Here is a 15,767-nt window from a genome sequence, read left to right on the forward strand (position 1 = left end):
GGTCGATCAATGGCTCATGATGGGGGCCAGTGCAGTCTGGATCCTGGCCATCTGTGCCGGCGTTGTCATGTGCGTCAGCAGCCGGCCGAAGTGCGGGTGCTGCACGCCAGAGATGATGTATTGCCAGCGATAGGCGCTCAGCACGCAGGCTTTGATTTGCGCTGTCTGATCGTCACTGAGCGATCGTGAAAGCTGTCCAGTGAAGTAGTCGGCGTCGGCTGCCGATTGTGCCTGCAGGATTGCGTCGACAGCCGCCACCAGCGCAATCAGATCGTTCACTGCCTGGTCACATTCGGCCGGGGAGAGCTTCGCGTGCTCGGCCTTCCATTCCAGTTCATCGAGTACCACGTGCCGGCTTTCATCCATCCAGTGAAACTTGAAGACGTCCTTGAACAGCGGGCACAACTCCTCGCGCGGGGCGATGCTTTGCGCGTAGTGGGTTTGAACGAACAGCTCGATATGACAGGTCAGCGCCAGCACCGACCAGGTGCTGGCCGCCAGTACCGCGCGCGCCACTTCGTTGGGATCGGCCACTTGACGATACCCGGCAGGCAATTGCGAACCCATCATCGTTTCGATGCGCCGGAACAGCTCCTGATGCTTGATTTCGTCGTTGGAAAAACGCACCAGCGCTTCGAGTGCCAACTGATCGTCAAAGACATGGGCGCGACCTTGATCGAGCATTTTGGCGCTGATAAAGCGTTCGACCAGGCCAAACAGGTACGCATAGGTTCGGCCCTGAATCTGGCTGAGCAGGCGCGCCTCGTCCGCGGCGAGAAAGGTCAGGCGGTCGACCCGTGACAGCCCGTCGGGCAAGAATTTGCGCGAAAAGTCGAAACGCCGGTCCTGCAGCAAATCGCGATCGATCTGCCATTCGGCTTTTTTCGATGACTTGACCATTTGCGCATAACGGGCGGCGTTGCCCGACTCTGCGCCGGGTAGGGTAGCGACGGTATTCATACAGATCTCCTGCTGCCATCGTCGAATTGGAATGGGGCAAAACGGTTGCTCACGCAGCTCGTGATCAAGGGTGAAACACCTGGGGGATCATCTCGATCACTGAGTCCGCGTTGGTGCTAATCTAGGCCTCGCGGTCCAGGCGGTTAATGATCAGTCCGCCTGATTACTTGCTCGGGACTCCGGAAAGGAGGGCAGGCAATTGCTGGATGCGTTTTCTGATGTCTTGCGTGTGATTCGCTTGTCTGGCGGGGTCTTCCTCGAGTCGGAATTCACGGCGCCCTGGTGCATCAACGGCCGAATCTCTGCCGACGCCTGCAAGCCGTTCCTGGCGGCACCTCGACATATCATTGCTTCGCACTTTGTCGTCTCGGGGCACATGCAATTGCGGATCGACGGTGATGACACCATCGACGTGCGGGCAGGCGAACTCATTCTGCTGGCGCGCAATGACGCTCATACCTTTGGCAGTGACCTGAGCATGGCACCCATGCCTGCGGGCGAAATCATTCAACCGCCAGAAGCCGGCAGCATTTCTCGAATCAAGTACGGTGGTGGCGGCGAGGCGACGCAGTTGTTGTGCGGATTCCTCGGTTCCGAAACAGCCTTCAGCCCGCTGCTTTCGTCGCTGCCATCCTTGTTGAAACTGGACCTGCGCGCGACGGCTTCCGGCGCCTGGATCGAAAGCTCATTCCGTTTTGCCGTCAGTGAGATCGCGGCAGGGCGCGTCGGCTCGACAACGGTCATTGCCAAACTATCGGAATTGCTGTTCGTCGAAGCCGTCAGCCAGTATGTCGCGAGCCTCCCGGCCGAGCGGCGCGGGTGGCTGGCGGGTTTGCGCGATCCGCATATCGGGCGTGCACTGGCGCTGCTCCATGCGCGTCCGGTCGAGGGCTGGACGGCAGAAGCGCTGGCCCTGGAAGTGGGCATGTCGCGCTCGGTATTCGCGGAGCGCTTCACGGCATTGGTCGGACAGCCGCCGATGCAATATCTGACCCTCTGGCGGATGCACCTGGCGGCGCAACAGCTGCGCGAAGGTCACGGTAATGTGGCGCAAATCGGCTTTGCCGTTGGCTACGAATCCGAAGCCGCGTTCAGTCGCGCCTTCAAACGCCAGTTCGGCACATCCCCCGGAACCTGGCGCAAGCAATCAGCCTGAACAGACGAAGATCACCCCTGCGGGCCAGTCTCGCCACTCAGGCAAACACCGCAACGGCATCACTTTTTCGCAGGTTTACGGCTGGCAGGGGTGTGCAGGTACGACATGACGCTTTCAGTCAGTTCGGTTGCCAGCTTGACCGCTTCTTTATTGCGCGCCATCACGCCGGCGACCAGGCCTTCGATCAGGGCCAGCACGGCGATGTTGGAACTGGTCAGCACCGGGTGATCGCAAGGCGCAAACAACGTGTGCTCGGCAATGCCGGTGAGCGGCGAGGCAGGTGAGTCGGTAATGGCCAGCACCGACGCGCCACGTTCATTGGCGAAGCGTGCCAGTTGCAAAGTGTCGATGGAGTAGCGCGGCAGGGAGATCGCCAGCAACACATCCTGTTCATCGATCGCGGCCAGTCGGTACGCGGCATTTTCGTTGCCACCTTCCATGCTGATGGCCGTGGCGTCGGCACAGAAGGGCATCAGGGTCGAGGCGGCGAGGCCGGCGAAGTAAACACTGTTGCCGAAGCCCAGGATGTAGATTTTGCGCGCTGTGGTCAGGCGCGTGATGAAGGCTTCGAAGGTGTCGGCGTGGTTGTTGGACGCCGCCGTGGCCAGGTTGCTGCCGGCGCTCTGGAGTTGTTCATGCAGGCCAAATACGCCGCCCGGGCGATGGGCCAGTTCGTTGCGCAGTTTGTCGACCGGCGACACCATCTGCTGCAAGGTGGTGACCAGTTCGGCTTTCATTCCGCTGTAGCCACCGAGGTTCAGTGCCTTGGCCAGGCGGTTGACGGCAGCCGGTGAGGTCAATGTTTCGTGGGCCATTTCCTCGATGGTCAAGGTCGCGGCTTTGAGTGGGTGACGCAGGATGAAGTCCGCCACCTTGCGTAATGACGGCGGCAGCTCGGAAACGATTTCCGTCAGCTTGCGCATGACCGGCGCGGCATAGACCGTGGTGTCTTTCGATGGGGTGGGCATATCCGGCTCAACGGTTCCTGAGGGTGGGAGAAGGGCTGTGCCTGATGCCCTGACAAGGTTGGCTTGAGTGTATCCGAAGCAAACCCTGTCGGGGCAGCGCCGATCAGTGGGTGGGCGCCGGCCTTACTTCAAACTCCCGGCCAGAAACTGCTGGAGGCGTTCGGACTGCGGGTTGACCAGCACTTCACGAGGATCGCCGCGTTCCTCGACAACGCCCTTGTGCAGGAACACCAACTGGTTCGAAACCTCACGGGCAAAGCCCATTTCGTGAGTCACCACCACCATGGTGCGGCCTTCCTGCGCCAGGTCCTGCATGACTTTAAGCACTTCGCCCACCAGTTCGGGGTCGAGGGCCGAGGTCGGCTCATCGAACAACATCACTTGCGGTTCCATTGCCAGTGCGCGGGCAATGGCCACACGCTGCTGCTCGCCACCGGACATATGCGCCGGCCAGGCGTTACTGCGGTGGGCCACGCCGACTTTGTTCAGGTAATGCTCGGCCTTTTCCCGTGCCTCTTTCTTGCCCAGGCCGAGCACGTGCACCGGGGCTTCCATGACGTTTTCCAGGGCGCTCATGTGTGACCACAGGTTGAAGTGTTGAAACACCATCGACAGCCGGGAACGCATGCGTTGCAATTGCCTGGGTTCGGCCGCCTTCAGCCCGCCGAGCTTGTTGGTCACCAGTTTCAGCGGTTCGCCATCGAGCACAATGTTGCCGGCGTCGGGTTGCTCCAGCAGGTTGATGCAGCGCAGGAAGGTGCTTTTTCCCGAGCCGCTGGAGCCGATGATGCTGGTCACGTCTCCGGCCCGGGCTTGCAGGGACACACCCTTGAGCACCTGGTGGGCGCCGTAGCTTTTGTGCAGGTCCTGAATTTCAAGTTTGTACATGGTTGGAACTCTCTGGCATCAGTCGCTGAGCAAGCGGCCTTGGCGAATAGGGGTGGAACCGGCGACCTTGGCCAGCCACAAGCCGGGCTGGGCAAAACGCAGGCGCTCGCGGGCATAGAGGATGCCGTCGGTGCTGGCACGCACCACGCTATGGCGGTCGTTCAGCGGATCGATGACTTCGAACAGTGGATCGCCGACCTTGACCCGCGCGCCCAGCGGTTGCAGGAAGCTCACTACGCCCGGATGTGGCGCATAGGCGTACTGCGCGCCGGCGAAGGGCATCGCCTCACACCGGGACGGTGGCGCTGCGGGCCATTCACCACTGATCAGGCCTTGCTCGGCGAGATAACCGAGAATGGCCTCGGCATTCTCGACGCATTGCTCGCGTTCGGTGTCCGCCATGCCACGCAATTCAATGGTGGCGGCGGCACACGCCAGGGGAATGTTGGCATCAGGAAACCGTTCGCTCAGGCGTAACCACGGAATCGCGCACGCCTCGTCGAAAGCATTGCCACCCGCACCCTCGGCCAGCAGCGTGACCCCGGCTCCCAGGCGCGCAGCCAGTGACTGCAAGCGCGGCCAGTGTTGCGGCATGGTGTAAAGCAGCATGATCGACTCGAAATCGCAGTGCAGGTCCAGCACCACATCGGCGTCACAGGCGTGTTGCAGCAACACTCGCCGCAGACCGTCGAGTTCCGAGGTCGCTGCCGGCAGGTCGTTGAGGACATCCGTTATGGCGCGGCGGATCAAGGCGATGTTGGCGTCGGCATCGTCGCCCAATCGGCCTTCGAGCAGCGGTGCAACGGCATCGACCAACTCCGGGAAGTCGCGATTGAAGTTCTTGCCGCTGGAGAACTCAAAGCGCCCCTGATGGGTGGCCTGGAACATTTGGGCAATACCGATGGGGTTGGCCATTGGCACCAGTTCGATCACCCCGGTCAGGCGACCCTGTGCTTCCAGCTCCAGCAGGCGGCGCTTGAGTTCGACGGCGACGCGCATGCCCGGCAGTTCATCGGCATGCAGCGAGGCCTGGATGTAGGCCTTGCGCGGTCCGCTGCCGAAGCGCAACAGCGACAGCGTTCGTTCGGTGCCCGAGGCACTCCACGGCAACAGGTATTGAATGTGCTCCATAGCAGCTCCTTAGTGCTTGCGCGGTGCCAGATACGCCAGCCAGCGGCGCTCGGCCAGCTTGAACAGGCGCACCAGAATGAAGGTCAGGGCGAGGTAGATAAGCCCGGCGGTGATAAACGCCTCGAAGGGCAGATAGAAACGTGAGCTGACCGTGCGGGCGGCGCCGGTGATGTCCACGAGGGTGACGATGGAGGCCAGGCTGGTGGTTTGCAGCATCATCAACACTTCGTTGCTGTATTGCGGCAATGCCCGGCGCAAGGCCGACGGCAGGAGAATGCGCCGATACAGGGTCAGGCGTGACATGCCCATGGCCCGGGCGGCTTCAATCTCGCCCTGCGGGGTGGATTTCAAACTGCCGGCCAGCAGCTCTGCGCTGTAGGCACTGGTGTTGATCGCGAAGGCCAGGCAGGCGCAAAAGGTCGCGCTGGAGAGGTAAGGCCAGAGCGCGCTTTGACGCACGGCTTCGAATTGCGCCAGGCCGTAATAGATCAGGAACAATTGCACCAGCATAGGCGTGCCGCGAATCACGTAGGTGTAGAGCCAGGCCGGGAAGTTGATCAGCGGTGATCGCGACACCCGCATCAGCGCCAGTGGAACTGCCAGGACCAGGCCCAGGGCCAGGGAAATCAGCAGGACTTTGAGGGTCAACAAGGCGCCGTTGAAATACAGCGGCAGGTTTTCCCAGATCAGGTTGTAGTCGAGCAGCATGGACCGGTTCCCCTCACAATTCGGCGGCTTTGAAGCCGGCCGAGTAGTGTTTTTCCAGTGAGCGCAGTCCCAGCAAGGACAGGCTGGTGAGCATGAGATACAACGCCGCGACGACGATAAAAAACGTGAACGGCTCATGGGTGGCGTCTGCGGCGTTCTTGGCTTTGAACATCATGTCCTGCAAGCCGATCACCGAGATCAGGGCGGTGGATTTGGTCAGCACCAGCCAATTGTTGGTGAAGCCGGGAATCGCGAAACGGATCATCTGCGGCACCTGAATCCGCCAGAACACCTGCACGCCGCTCATGCCGTAGGCCAGGCCGGCTTCGGCCTGACCCTTGGGAATTGCCATGAAGGCACCGCGAAAGGTTTCCGAGAGGTAGGCACCAAAGATGAAACCCATGGTGCAAACGCCCGCGATGAAAGGGTTGATGTCGATGTAGCGGGTGTAACCCAATCCCAATGCCATGCGGTTCACCAGATCCTGGCCGCCATAGAAGATCAGCAGGATCAACACCAGGTCAGGAATACCGCGAATCAGGGTGGTGTAGCTTTCCCCGAGCATGGCCAGCCATTTGAGCGGTGACAGGCGAAAGGCCGCGCCGATCAGGCCCAGGGCAATCGCCAGGGACATGGACGTCAGGGCCAGGTTTATGGTCAGCCAGGCGCCATCGAGAATGCTCGATCCATAGCCGTGGAGCATGATGAAATTCCTCAAGCGAGCGCCGCGAGGCGCGCAAGACATGCCCCGAAAAACGCCCGCAATGTGCAGGCGCCGGGGCTGGGGGTAAGGCTTATTCGCCGTAGATATCGAACGCGAAGTACTTGGCCATCACTTGCTGGTACTTGCCATTGGCGCGAATGGCATCAATCGCGGCGCTCAGGCGCGCAACGTTGGTGGTGTCGCCCTTGCGCACGGCGATCCCGGCGCCTCGGCCGAAGTATTTGGGGTCGTTGATGTCCGGCCCGACCAGCGCGAAGCCCTGGCCCGCCGGTGTCTTGATGAAGCTCTCGTCGGTGGCGACGATGTCGGCGAGAGTGGCGTCCAGACGGCCCGAGGCCAGGTCGAGGAATGCCTCATTCTGTGAGCCGTAACGCACCACGACGACGCCGGCTTTTTCCAGTTGCTCGGTGGCGAACCGGTCGTAGGTCGAGGAACGTTGCACACCGACTTTCTTGCCCTTGAGGTCCACCAAAGGGTCATTGATCACGTTGCCGGCCTTCATCGCGAACTTGCCCGGCGTGTGGTAGTACTTCTTGCTGAAGTCGACCGACTTCATCCGGTCTTCGGTGATCGACATCGACGACAGCACGGCATCGATCTTGCGCACTTTGAGCGACGGGATCATGCCGTCGAACTCCTGAATGACCCACTCGCATTTGACCTTCATTTCTTCGCACAGAGCGTTGCCGATGTCGTAGTCGAATCCGCTGACGTTGCCCTCTGGAGTCTTGAAGGAGAAGGGCGGGTAGGCGGCTTCGATACCGATGCGCAGGCTGTTTTCGTCGGCATGTGCCAGGAAGCTGAAAGCGCACAGCGCCAGAGCACCTAGAAGTTCTGTCTTGTTCATCTTGTTGACTCCTTGGAGGGCATTTGGGGGACGGGTGCCCGCCATCCGGGTTGGCGCGGTGGATCAGTCCTGTGATCGGCGAGGCTATAAATGACATATAAAAAATCCATAATCAACATTACTGAAAAAAAACATATCAGATTGAGGCGTGGCAAGAGGCGTTAAAACCCGTTTGATGGCGTGCCCAGGGGTTGCGGCCGGCCCCGGCGGCTTGCCGTTCTGCGAGGCTTTCGGCTTATGCCCATGGCATTAAAAAAACGATTGCTGCGAAGTCACTAGAATCAAGGGGACGCAGTGACCAGGCACGCCGACGTACGGCAGGTTCTTTGCAACGCGCGATCCCTTTTGAGGAACCCAAAACGATGTTCAACAAGTGGCTGGATCCGGCGCTATTGCTGCTGACTACCCTGTCACTGCTGGCGGGTGGCATTGCGCAATTTGCTCAGAGGCCTGAGTGGGCGGCGATGTGCTGGCTCTCGGGAAGCCTGGTCATGGCCCTGGTGCTGCTGGTGGAGATCGTCAGGCGCCTGGCCCGGCGCGAGGCCGGTGTGGACTTGATCGCTCTGCTGTCGATCGGTGCGGCCCTGGTGTTTGAGCAGATGCTGGTGGCGGCGGTCATTGCGTTGATGCTGGCTTCCGGGCGTACCCTGGAATTCTTCACTGCGCAACGCGCCGAGCGTGAGCTACGTGCACTGGTCGATCGGGCGCCACGCTTTGCCTGGTTGCAGGAGCTGAACGACTTGCGCCAGATACCGGTCGAGCAGATCCAGCCGGGTCAGACGCTGCTTGTACGTCTGGGCGAGGTGGTCCCCGTCGACGGCCGTCTACTGAGCCCCACGGCAACGCTGGACGAGTCTGCGCTCACTGGTGAGTCGTTACCGGTCACCCGTCGGGAAGGCGAGCCGTTGCGCAGTGGCGTCGCCAATGCCGGCGCGCCGATCCAGTTAATGGCGACGCAGACGGCAGCGCAGAGTACTTACGCCGGGGTCGTGCGGCTGGCCGAGGCCGCGCGACGCTCGCGCGCGCCTTTCGTGCGCCTGGCCGACCGTTATGCCTTGCTCTTCGTTCCGCTGACGCTGCTGATGGCCGGACTGGCCTGGCTTTGGAGTGGCGATCCTTTGCGGGCGCTGGCGGTGCTGGTGGTGGCCACGCCCTGTCCTTTGATCCTGGCAGTGCCGATCGCGATCATGTCCGGTATCTCCAGGGCGGCGCGGCGCGGCATCCTCATCAAGGACGGCGCCACCCTGGAAGCGCTGGCAGGAGCCAAACAGCTGTTTCTCGACAAGACCGGCACCCTCACCAGTGGCCACGCCCGCCTGCAGTCGGTTGAGGTCAATGGCCAGGTCGATCCACTGCATCTGCTGGGCCTGGCCGCTTCGCTGGCGCAGGCCTCGGTGCACCCCATCTCCCAGGCCATCGTCGAAGCCGCGCGCCAGCGCCGATTGCCACTCAGCGCCCCGCAAGAGGTGGCAGAAAGCCCGGGTTCCGGTCTTTGCGGATTGATAGAGGGCCAGCGAGTGCGTCTCGGCACGCTGTCTTTTGCTCAAACCGAGGCGTCGGTCAGCGATTGGGCCACAGCCATGTTGCGCCATATGGACTACCTGGCCTGCGGTGGCAGCTTCGTTGAAGTGGATGGGGCCCTTGCCGGCCTGCTGGTTTTCTCGGACAGCCTGCGTCGGGAAACCCCACAAACCCTTCGCCGGCTGCGCAACAACGGCATCGAGCGGATCGTCATGCTCACGGGGGATCGCCTGGAAACGGCCGAAATGATTGCGCTGTCCGCCGGCATCGACGAATTGCGTGCCGGGTTGACCCCGGAAGAAAAGGTGCGTGCCGTACAGGAGGGCTGCACGCGGGCCAGCACGCTGATGGTCGGCGACGGCATCAACGACGCACCCGCGCTGGCGGCGGCCACCGTCGGCGTGGCCATGGGGGCCAGTGGTGCCACGGCCTCCGCGGAAGCGGCGGGGGTTGTGCTGCTGGTGGATCGTCTGGATCGTCTGGTCGAGGCACTGCAGATTGCCCGCCGTACACGCCATATCGCTGTGCAAGGCGTGCTGGCCGGCATGGGACTGTCGTTGCTGGCCATGACGGTGGCCGCCCTCGGTTACCTGCCACCGCTCGCCGGCGCCGTGGTTCAGGAAGTCATAGATGTGGTCATCATCTTCAATGCTTTGCGTGCATTGGGGGCGTCGCCAGGACCGGGCCTGCGGCGACTGGCCGGCGAACACATTGATCGACTGCAGGATGAACACCGCCAACTCAACAAAGTGCTGAGTGATCTGCACCAACTGGCCGGCGATTTCGCCCGGCGACCGCTTGAGCAAGCGCAGACCGATCTGCTGGAACTGGTCGACAAACTGCAAGCCTCGCTCGCCAGCCATGAACGGGACGATGAAAACACGCTATACCCGCTGCTGACCCTGAGCATGCCGGGCGAAGACCCCTTGTCGGCACTGAGCTACGGACACCGCGAGATTTTTCGCTGCATCCATTTGCTGACGCGCATGAGCAACGACTTCAGCGCCGACCCGACCACTGTGCCCGCCGAAGAGATTCAGCATCAGTTAATTCGCCTGGATACCCTGGTGCAGTTGCACTTCGACCAGGAGGAGGAACTGTTCCGCTATCTGGACAGGCGCTGAAGGGCCTGGCGGACATTTTGGCGTCATCGCCGGGAGAGAAGAGGACCGGCATTGGCTTATCTGCGGGCGAGCCCCTATATCTCTCACCCGTAGTTCTTAAAATAGCCTGGTGATTTCATTCAAGACCCGATCCTGGGTTTGAGTATCTGGCCTGTGGCGATAAGCGACTGCGAAAAAAGCAACGCCTTCGTAGTCGCAGCGAATCGCAAAAGTCATGCCTTCGCGCAACCCATAGACGGATCGGTCTCCTGCCTCAACAAAATATCTCGCCTTTGTAAGAGCCGCCGTGGCGTGTTCCAGGCATCCCGTTTGGCTAAGTGAGTGTTGTAGCCAACTGGTAGTGACTCGCACGGACGAAGTCGCGCTGTCATCGATAGGTGGTCGAGTCACTTCCTTGGTAGATGCGGTCTCGTGATTGCTGCAAGCGGTCAGTCCCATTGAGATAACACCCAGTAAAAAGCCAAAACGAACGCTCGAATGCTTAAGTGGATTTCCCATGGTGGGGCGCACCTGTGACGACCTGCGATGAATGAAGTGGCAATTACTAACGTAATAGCGGGTTTCTGATCTTTTGCTATCTGTGTTCATTCATCACGACGAAAAGCGGCGGGGGAGGCTGTCCGCTTCTGGCCGGTTTGAGCCTGTCTGGAAGGGGAGCCGTCGACCTATTCTGTTGGCCGAGAAACCACTCAAAGTGGTGAGCAGGTTCTCCGCTAAAGGCCGTGTCTGAGTTCATGTGATCTGAAAATCCGACTTTTTCAACAGCATCGACCCTTGGCTGTCCTTCATTTGCAGTAGCTATCGGCCTTTTGTTGAACTATCGATCCCTCTATTTAGGGAACAGGAATGTTACTGCGGCGCGTATGCCATGATCTGGTGTATCAGTGGGGTTGGTGACGTATTTACGATAGCCCACTTGAAACTGCACAGGACGGTTACCAATTTTTACAAGTTGGGAAACCATAAAATTCAGCGGGACTGTCCATTCTTTGATTTGACCGTCATAAGTAGATTCACTGTTGATGGCATAGGTGGTATGGGTACTGGTCGTAAAGGAGAGGAACGGCTGCAAATAGGTAGAGTCGACATACTGGCGACCAGATTGCCCGGCAAAAGAATCGAGGTGGTTAACCAGGGCGCCGTACGTCCAGCCATTTTGCTGTCTGAGCAAAATGGCCGTTGGCCCCGCACTCCATTTTCCCGAACCAAGCTCTTCTTTATTAGCCGTGGGTATCAGCACAGCGACACCTGCCCCCCAGATCCAGCCATTTTCCGAGGGCGCTTTGGGCGAGTAAAAAAAACTTTGCAGGGTGTCACCAATTCCCGATGCCCCATTGTCGCCAGGCATGACTGATTGGTAATTGACTACGGGCAAGATAGTGCGAGAGATAATATTCGTATCCGCATCCAGCTCAATCGGGAATACGGGTTGAATATTGGTGATATTGCGTCCGGCATTATTGGGTCCCAGACCACTATCGTGATTGTACTGTATGGGAACGCTGATCAGGTTTGCTACTGGGTTGTTCAGTTTTTTTGCCAGTTCAGCTTGTGATTCTTCAGCTAATACATAACCTGGCGGAAACACAAGAGCCAAACTTATTAACACAGGCAAGAAACGGATAATCGGCATGGGTTGGCCTCTTTGGTTAACATAGCCCTGCAGCAGACTGTAAGTTTAAGTCCCAACCTTGAATTGATTCGCCGCTTTGCCAATAGGCGATGCCGTCGATACTCGGTGTCTGTAGCCCATCATCCACATGTTGTGGGCGCTGATATTAAAACGACCAATATCATTACCCCTGATGACCAGGATATTGGGCTACTTATCCGCAGCGTGCACCGCAAAAACTGACAGTGAAAGCAACCCAAGCAAGCCAGTCTGTCGGGGTAAGTACATGGAACAATCTCCTCTCGGCATTTCAAGAAATGCGAGTCCCGAATTGGCCACTCGTAGTCCTGAGAGGCTAGCCAATGATTCGAGGCCTTTCCACAATCGAAGATTTATTTCCTTTTTTACGACACCAACCTAAGCGTCTTGTTTTCCTGGTAGGGAACGTCTCATCGATCAACATGCCGTCGCCGGATGGGATTAGCACTGAATTCCATTGCGCTTGACGCGCCATCCCACCGCCGCGAGAAGACGTGGATTTCAATCCCGTGTTCATACCGTCGAGTTTCAATGCACCTCATAAGGACAGTTAATGGGTGGACGCACCCCCGGCAGGTACGAAGGGGGTACTTGATATTTATCAAGTCCGCCTACCTGCGTTCGTCGAAACTCTTTACCCAAGGGCGTCGGGGCATACAGAGAAGATCAACCCGTAGATACACGGTTTGGCATCCACGAAAAAGCCGAACAACCTCGGGATTTTTTGACCCTGACTGACGCTGTCAACTCTGGTCGAATAGAAGCGTTGCTTGAGCAATAGCAATTCGTAGCAGGTTAGACCTGTTTCCCGAAAGGCAGTATATGGGTCATACCCTCTCAAGACTGGATGTCTACCTGTCGGGCTAACGTCCGGAAGGAGTACTGATGTATTCGAGCATCTTTTTCGCATGGGGGCTGACGGCCATTACCGTGGTCGTGCATGCCGTCGGTCTGGCCTTGATGCTAAGGTTTCTGTCCCGCAGAAAAAATGTACTTTTAAGGCAACTAGGCGCTATTAGCACGCGGTTGGTATGGATTGTCTGCTACATGATCATGCTGCATGTGATCGCCATCTCGATCTGGGGGACATTCTATGTGTGGCAGGGATCTCTGCCTGATTTCGAAACGGCGTTTTACTTCTCTGGAGTGACCTACGCGACCATCGGCTACGGTGATGTGGTGCTGGTGAAACCCTGGCGTCTGTTTGGGCTGATGGAGGGGTTGACGGGCATCATCATGTGCGGCTTATCCACGGGTGTGTTTTTCGCCGAGGTCAATCATATTTACCAATTGATTCATACAAACAACGACGGTGGCGAAAAACCCTAGGGTACTGCGGACCCAGGGCGTGACTACTATGTGGCCCTGATCAGGGTTGGCTCATTAGCTTGATAGCGCTCGATCGCTGCGTGGGCGGTGAACAACATACGCTCACCTCCAAGTTTTTCGTCGAGCCCGGCACGTCGTACCATTTCAAGTACACCAGGGTTCAATCCCGCCAGCCAGAGACTGGCACCGAGTTCGCCCAGGTTTTTTTCGCCTTCAATCAGTGCCTGCAGTGCCGAGTATTCGATGTCGGGAACGGCGCTCATGTCCCAGACAACCACATGTGGATGATACTGCGCCTCCAGCGCGATGACCTGCTCCCTCACATAGTCCGCGTTAAGAAAAAACAGACGTCCCTCCGGTCGCACGATCAGCAGCCCCGGGAAAGTCTCGTCATCGGGGTGTTCATCCGATAACGGCCGCAGCACGTCGGTGCCGCGTTTGCGACCAAGGACGTACACATGCGGACGCGCGGTCTGATAGGCCAAACTGACCAGTGATACGACGATTGCCACCGTAATGCCCTGCAGCGTGCCAAACAACAGCACACCCAACGTGGCGACGAGCGCCCAGTGGAACTCCATCGGGCGCACTTTGCGAATAGCCAGGAATTCTCGTGGTTGAATCAGCCCGACCGAGTAGTAGATGACGATAGCCGCCAATGTGGCGTGAGGCAGATACCCGAGAATTCCGGAAAGCAGCAGCATCGTGGCGAAAGCCATGCCGGCAGTGACAATCGAGACCAGTTGAGACTGTCCTCCCGTGGCGCGTACAACCGCCGTCTGCGAAGTACCTCCCCCAGCGGGCATCGCGCCCAGCAGTGCGCCCCCGAGGTTACCCAGTCCGGTAGCGATCAACTCGCGGTTCGCATTGATCGGGGGGTCGCCTGGCCGGACAAAGGCACGACCTGCCGCAATCGTTTCGGTAAAGCTCATCAGCGCGATCCCGAGCGCACCCGGTGCCATTTGTTCAACCAATGTGAGATCGGGCAGCGTGAATGGGGGTAACCCTTGGGGAATCAAGCCGACTGTCGAAACGCCGAGAGCCTGCAGGCCGAAGTACCATGAGGCGGCGATACTCCCTGCCACCACAACAAGCGGTGCTGGCGAATGTGACCACAGGCGTCCCATTGCAATGAGGATCAGGAACGCCGCTGCAGTAACCACGAGCGTGATCAGAGAGCTCCCGGGCACGTGATGCACAATGTTGAGGAGATCGAGAAAAAACCCTTGTTTGGCAATGTGGATGCCGAGGAGTTTTGGTACCTGATCCAACACGATCACAAGGCCGACACCTGCTTTGAAGCCGCTCAACACCGGGGAGGAAATGAAGTTCGCGAGAAATCCCAGGCGTATCAGCCGCGCCAACAGCAGCATGGCGCCCACCAGTGCGGTCAGTGTTGCCGTGGCCGTGATCAGTTTCCCGGGGTCCCCATCGGGGACCGCCAGGCCGATCTGTGCACCAGCCAGAATCCCCAGCGTGGCGGTGGAGCTGACGCTGAGCACCCGCGACGAGCCCAGGAATGCGTAAATCAACATCGGGACGAGGGCCGTATACAGACCGACGGCAACAGGCAAGCCGGCGACAGTTGCGTAGGCCATTGCCTTGGGCAGTACGACAGCCGCGGCCGTGAGCCCTGATACGACGTTGAGGCGAAGTGACGCCGTGTCAGAGCGAGCTGTGTTTGAGGCTTTCAGATGCAGTTTCACACGGCCGCTCCTGATGAGTTCTGTTGCCTAGAACGCCCAAAGACGCTTGGCATTCGCGCTGAGGCGGGACTGACTCGCAAGCTTGTTTGAAAGGCCGGTGCAACGCGGACCTTTGATCAGCTCATGCTCTTGGTGAACCTTCACGTTCTCTCTCCTCGGAAACGCCTTTTGCGGAAACAAAAAACTTCACGCCGAAGTGAGCTTCGATACTGCTAAAAATTACAGACAGCTCTGTAACGCGTTCAGGTGTTTTTCGTAAAACCAGTTGTTGTCCACCAGGGCGTAGTACTTGGCGACCGAACCTGATGCCTCTGGCTGAATATCGACAAAGTACGCCGAGTGAGCGGTGAACACCGTGTAGCCCCTATCCTTGCCTGGTTGCTGCGACGCTCCCGGCTCTCCTCCGATTTCCTTTTGGCTCTGCCATTTGGACTCGACGCATTTTGCGAGGACTTCATCGGTCTTTTTTGAATACAGAACCTTGCGCGGACCTTCGTTACGCACCTCATTCACTGTCGGCGCCATACACCCCGCCAACAGCATCAACACCACACACCCTATTGAAATCCGCATGATTTTTCCTCTCCTCCAGGCTGTGACTTCAGAGTGGTAGGTTCAAGCATCCTGCGCAAATTCAAAGCCGGCAAACATGAGTTTCCCAATCGCTGCTAACAACATATGAAAAAGCACCCGGTTAATCCGGTGCTCCTCAGCTAACTGGGTCAACTTGTTCGGGAGGATCGTTGTGCAGGATGGCATCGTCATGCATCGAAGTCTGTGCCGAATTCGTGCCATAGACTTGAGTAAAATCAAACATTCCCAATAAACGCATCGATGCGTTCCCAAAGAATTAAAAACTCTTGATACGCAACGCGTTCAATTTCCAGTCGGCATGCTTTCCATATACACATCCATTTATGTCATCGATGACCGAATCCTGCTGACGCTGGACAGATGCGACGATGCGCGTTTTGCCGTTGCTGCATTCGTGACCGACCGCTTTGGGGCCAGGCGGTTTAAAAACACCGCCAAAAAATCGAAGTGCGTACTCCTC

General features: G+C 58.5%; 14 protein-coding genes. 3 read left to right on the forward strand and 11 right to left on the reverse strand.

Features of this window, described 5'->3' with window-relative positions; translation table 11 throughout:
- Nucleotides 1-6 precede the first annotated feature (6 nt).
- Nucleotides 7-960, reverse strand: coding sequence for a hypothetical protein (locus ACVWYU_RS25420; RefSeq protein WP_457373994.1), 954 nt, complete (start codon nt 958-960; stop codon nt 7-9).
- 199 nt (nt 961-1,159) lie between these two features.
- Between ACVWYU_RS25420 and ACVWYU_RS25425 the strand changes: the two genes are divergently transcribed.
- Entirely contained in the window at nt 1,160-2,116 is a 957-nt protein-coding gene (locus ACVWYU_RS25425; protein ID WP_457373995.1) for an AraC family transcriptional regulator, read from the forward strand.
- 59 nt (nt 2,117-2,175) lie between these two features.
- On the opposite strand, the gene ACVWYU_RS25430 is transcribed toward ACVWYU_RS25425, so the two are convergent.
- The 6 genes from ACVWYU_RS25430 to ACVWYU_RS25455 all read right to left on the reverse strand — a co-directional run bounded on the left by ACVWYU_RS25430 (nt 2,176) and on the right by ACVWYU_RS25455 (nt 7,382).
- Nucleotides 2,176-3,084: a MurR/RpiR family transcriptional regulator gene (locus ACVWYU_RS25430; protein WP_247256809.1), complete on the reverse strand. Its 909-nt coding sequence runs from the start codon at nt 3,082-3,084 to the stop codon at nt 2,176-2,178.
- A gap of 123 nt (nt 3,085-3,207) precedes the next feature.
- Nucleotides 3,208-3,972 carry an ABC transporter ATP-binding protein gene (locus ACVWYU_RS25435; RefSeq protein ID WP_090323132.1) on the reverse strand — a complete coding sequence of 255 codons (765 nt, stop codon included), beginning with the start codon at nt 3,970-3,972 and terminating at the stop codon, nt 3,208-3,210.
- An 18-nt stretch (nt 3,973-3,990) separates the two neighbouring features.
- A complete protein-coding gene (locus ACVWYU_RS25440; protein WP_457373996.1) occupies nt 3,991-5,103 on the reverse strand; it encodes a succinylglutamate desuccinylase/aspartoacylase family protein in 1,113 nt (370 codons plus the stop codon).
- 9 nt (nt 5,104-5,112) lie between these two features.
- The gene (locus ACVWYU_RS25445) at nt 5,113-5,811 is read right to left on the reverse strand and encodes an ABC transporter permease (protein WP_247256811.1); all 699 of its coding nucleotides are present in this window, start codon (nt 5,809-5,811) and stop codon (nt 5,113-5,115) included.
- A 13-nt stretch (nt 5,812-5,824) separates the two neighbouring features.
- Nucleotides 5,825-6,514: an ABC transporter permease gene (locus ACVWYU_RS25450; RefSeq protein WP_247256812.1), complete on the reverse strand. Its 690-nt coding sequence runs from the start codon at nt 6,512-6,514 to the stop codon at nt 5,825-5,827.
- 91 nt (nt 6,515-6,605) lie between these two features.
- On the reverse strand, nt 6,606-7,382 hold the full coding sequence (locus ACVWYU_RS25455) for an ABC transporter substrate-binding protein (protein ID WP_457373997.1): 777 nt from the start codon (nt 7,380-7,382) through the stop codon (nt 6,606-6,608).
- Between the two features lie 362 nt (nt 7,383-7,744).
- Between ACVWYU_RS25455 and ACVWYU_RS25460 the strand changes: the two genes are divergently transcribed.
- On the forward strand, nt 7,745-10,027 hold the full coding sequence (locus ACVWYU_RS25460; RefSeq protein ID WP_457373998.1) for a heavy metal translocating P-type ATPase: 2,283 nt from the start codon (nt 7,745-7,747) through the stop codon (nt 10,025-10,027).
- Nucleotides 10,028-10,123: 96 nt separating this feature from the next.
- On the opposite strand, the gene ACVWYU_RS25465 is transcribed toward ACVWYU_RS25460, so the two are convergent.
- Together ACVWYU_RS25465 and ACVWYU_RS25470 are read right to left on the reverse strand one after the other, a co-directional pair.
- Complete coding sequence (locus ACVWYU_RS25465) at nt 10,124-10,525, reverse strand: hypothetical protein (RefSeq protein ID WP_457373999.1); 402 nt, start codon at nt 10,523-10,525, stop codon at nt 10,124-10,126.
- A gap of 331 nt (nt 10,526-10,856) precedes the next feature.
- A complete protein-coding gene (locus ACVWYU_RS25470) occupies nt 10,857-11,660 on the reverse strand; it encodes a transporter (RefSeq protein ID WP_457374000.1) in 804 nt (267 codons plus the stop codon).
- Nucleotides 11,661-12,563: 903 nt separating this feature from the next.
- On the opposite strand from ACVWYU_RS25470, the gene ACVWYU_RS25475 reads away from it, so the two are divergent.
- A complete protein-coding gene (locus tag ACVWYU_RS25475) occupies nt 12,564-13,007 on the forward strand; it encodes a potassium channel family protein (RefSeq protein WP_457374001.1) in 444 nt (147 codons plus the stop codon).
- Between the two features lie 26 nt (nt 13,008-13,033).
- On the opposite strand, the gene ACVWYU_RS25480 is transcribed toward ACVWYU_RS25475, so the two are convergent.
- Nucleotides 13,034-14,713 (reverse strand): SulP family inorganic anion transporter, encoded by a 1,680-nt coding sequence (locus ACVWYU_RS25480; RefSeq protein ID WP_457374002.1) that lies wholly within the window; start codon nt 14,711-14,713, stop codon nt 13,034-13,036.
- A 219-nt stretch (nt 14,714-14,932) separates the two neighbouring features.
- On the reverse strand, nt 14,933-15,286 hold the full coding sequence (locus ACVWYU_RS25485) for a hypothetical protein (protein WP_247256818.1): 354 nt from the start codon (nt 15,284-15,286) through the stop codon (nt 14,933-14,935).
- Nucleotides 15,287-15,767 lie beyond the last annotated feature (481 nt).

This window comes from Pseudomonas sp. TE12234 (assembly GCF_054061835.1).

Coding starts and splice junctions, on each gene's coding strand:
- ACVWYU_RS25420 (WP_457373994.1), bottom strand. CDS start 960: ATGAATACCGTCGCTACCCTACCCGGCGCAGAGTCGGGCAACGCCGCC.
- ACVWYU_RS25430 (WP_247256809.1), bottom strand. CDS start 3,084: ATGCCCACCCCATCGAAAGACACCACGGTCTATGCCGCGCCGGTCATG.
- ACVWYU_RS25435 (WP_090323132.1), bottom strand. CDS start 3,972: ATGTACAAACTTGAAATTCAGGACCTGCACAAAAGCTACGGCGCCCAC.
- ACVWYU_RS25440 (WP_457373996.1), bottom strand. CDS start 5,103: ATGGAGCACATTCAATACCTGTTGCCGTGGAGTGCCTCGGGCACCGAA.
- ACVWYU_RS25445 (WP_247256811.1), bottom strand. CDS start 5,811: ATGCTGCTCGACTACAACCTGATCTGGGAAAACCTGCCGCTGTATTTC.
- ACVWYU_RS25450 (WP_247256812.1), bottom strand. CDS start 6,514: ATGCTCCACGGCTATGGATCGAGCATTCTCGATGGCGCCTGGCTGACC.
- ACVWYU_RS25455 (WP_457373997.1), bottom strand. CDS start 7,382: ATGAACAAGACAGAACTTCTAGGTGCTCTGGCGCTGTGCGCTTTCAGC.
- ACVWYU_RS25460 (WP_457373998.1), top strand. CDS start 7,745: ATGTTCAACAAGTGGCTGGATCCGGCGCTATTGCTGCTGACTACCCTG.
- ACVWYU_RS25465 (WP_457373999.1), bottom strand. CDS start 10,525: ATGGGAAATCCACTTAAGCATTCGAGCGTTCGTTTTGGCTTTTTACTG.
- ACVWYU_RS25470 (WP_457374000.1), bottom strand. CDS start 11,660: ATGCCGATTATCCGTTTCTTGCCTGTGTTAATAAGTTTGGCTCTTGTG.
- ACVWYU_RS25475 (WP_457374001.1), top strand. CDS start 12,564: ATGTATTCGAGCATCTTTTTCGCATGGGGGCTGACGGCCATTACCGTG.
- ACVWYU_RS25485 (WP_247256818.1), bottom strand. CDS start 15,286: ATGCGGATTTCAATAGGGTGTGTGGTGTTGATGCTGTTGGCGGGGTGT.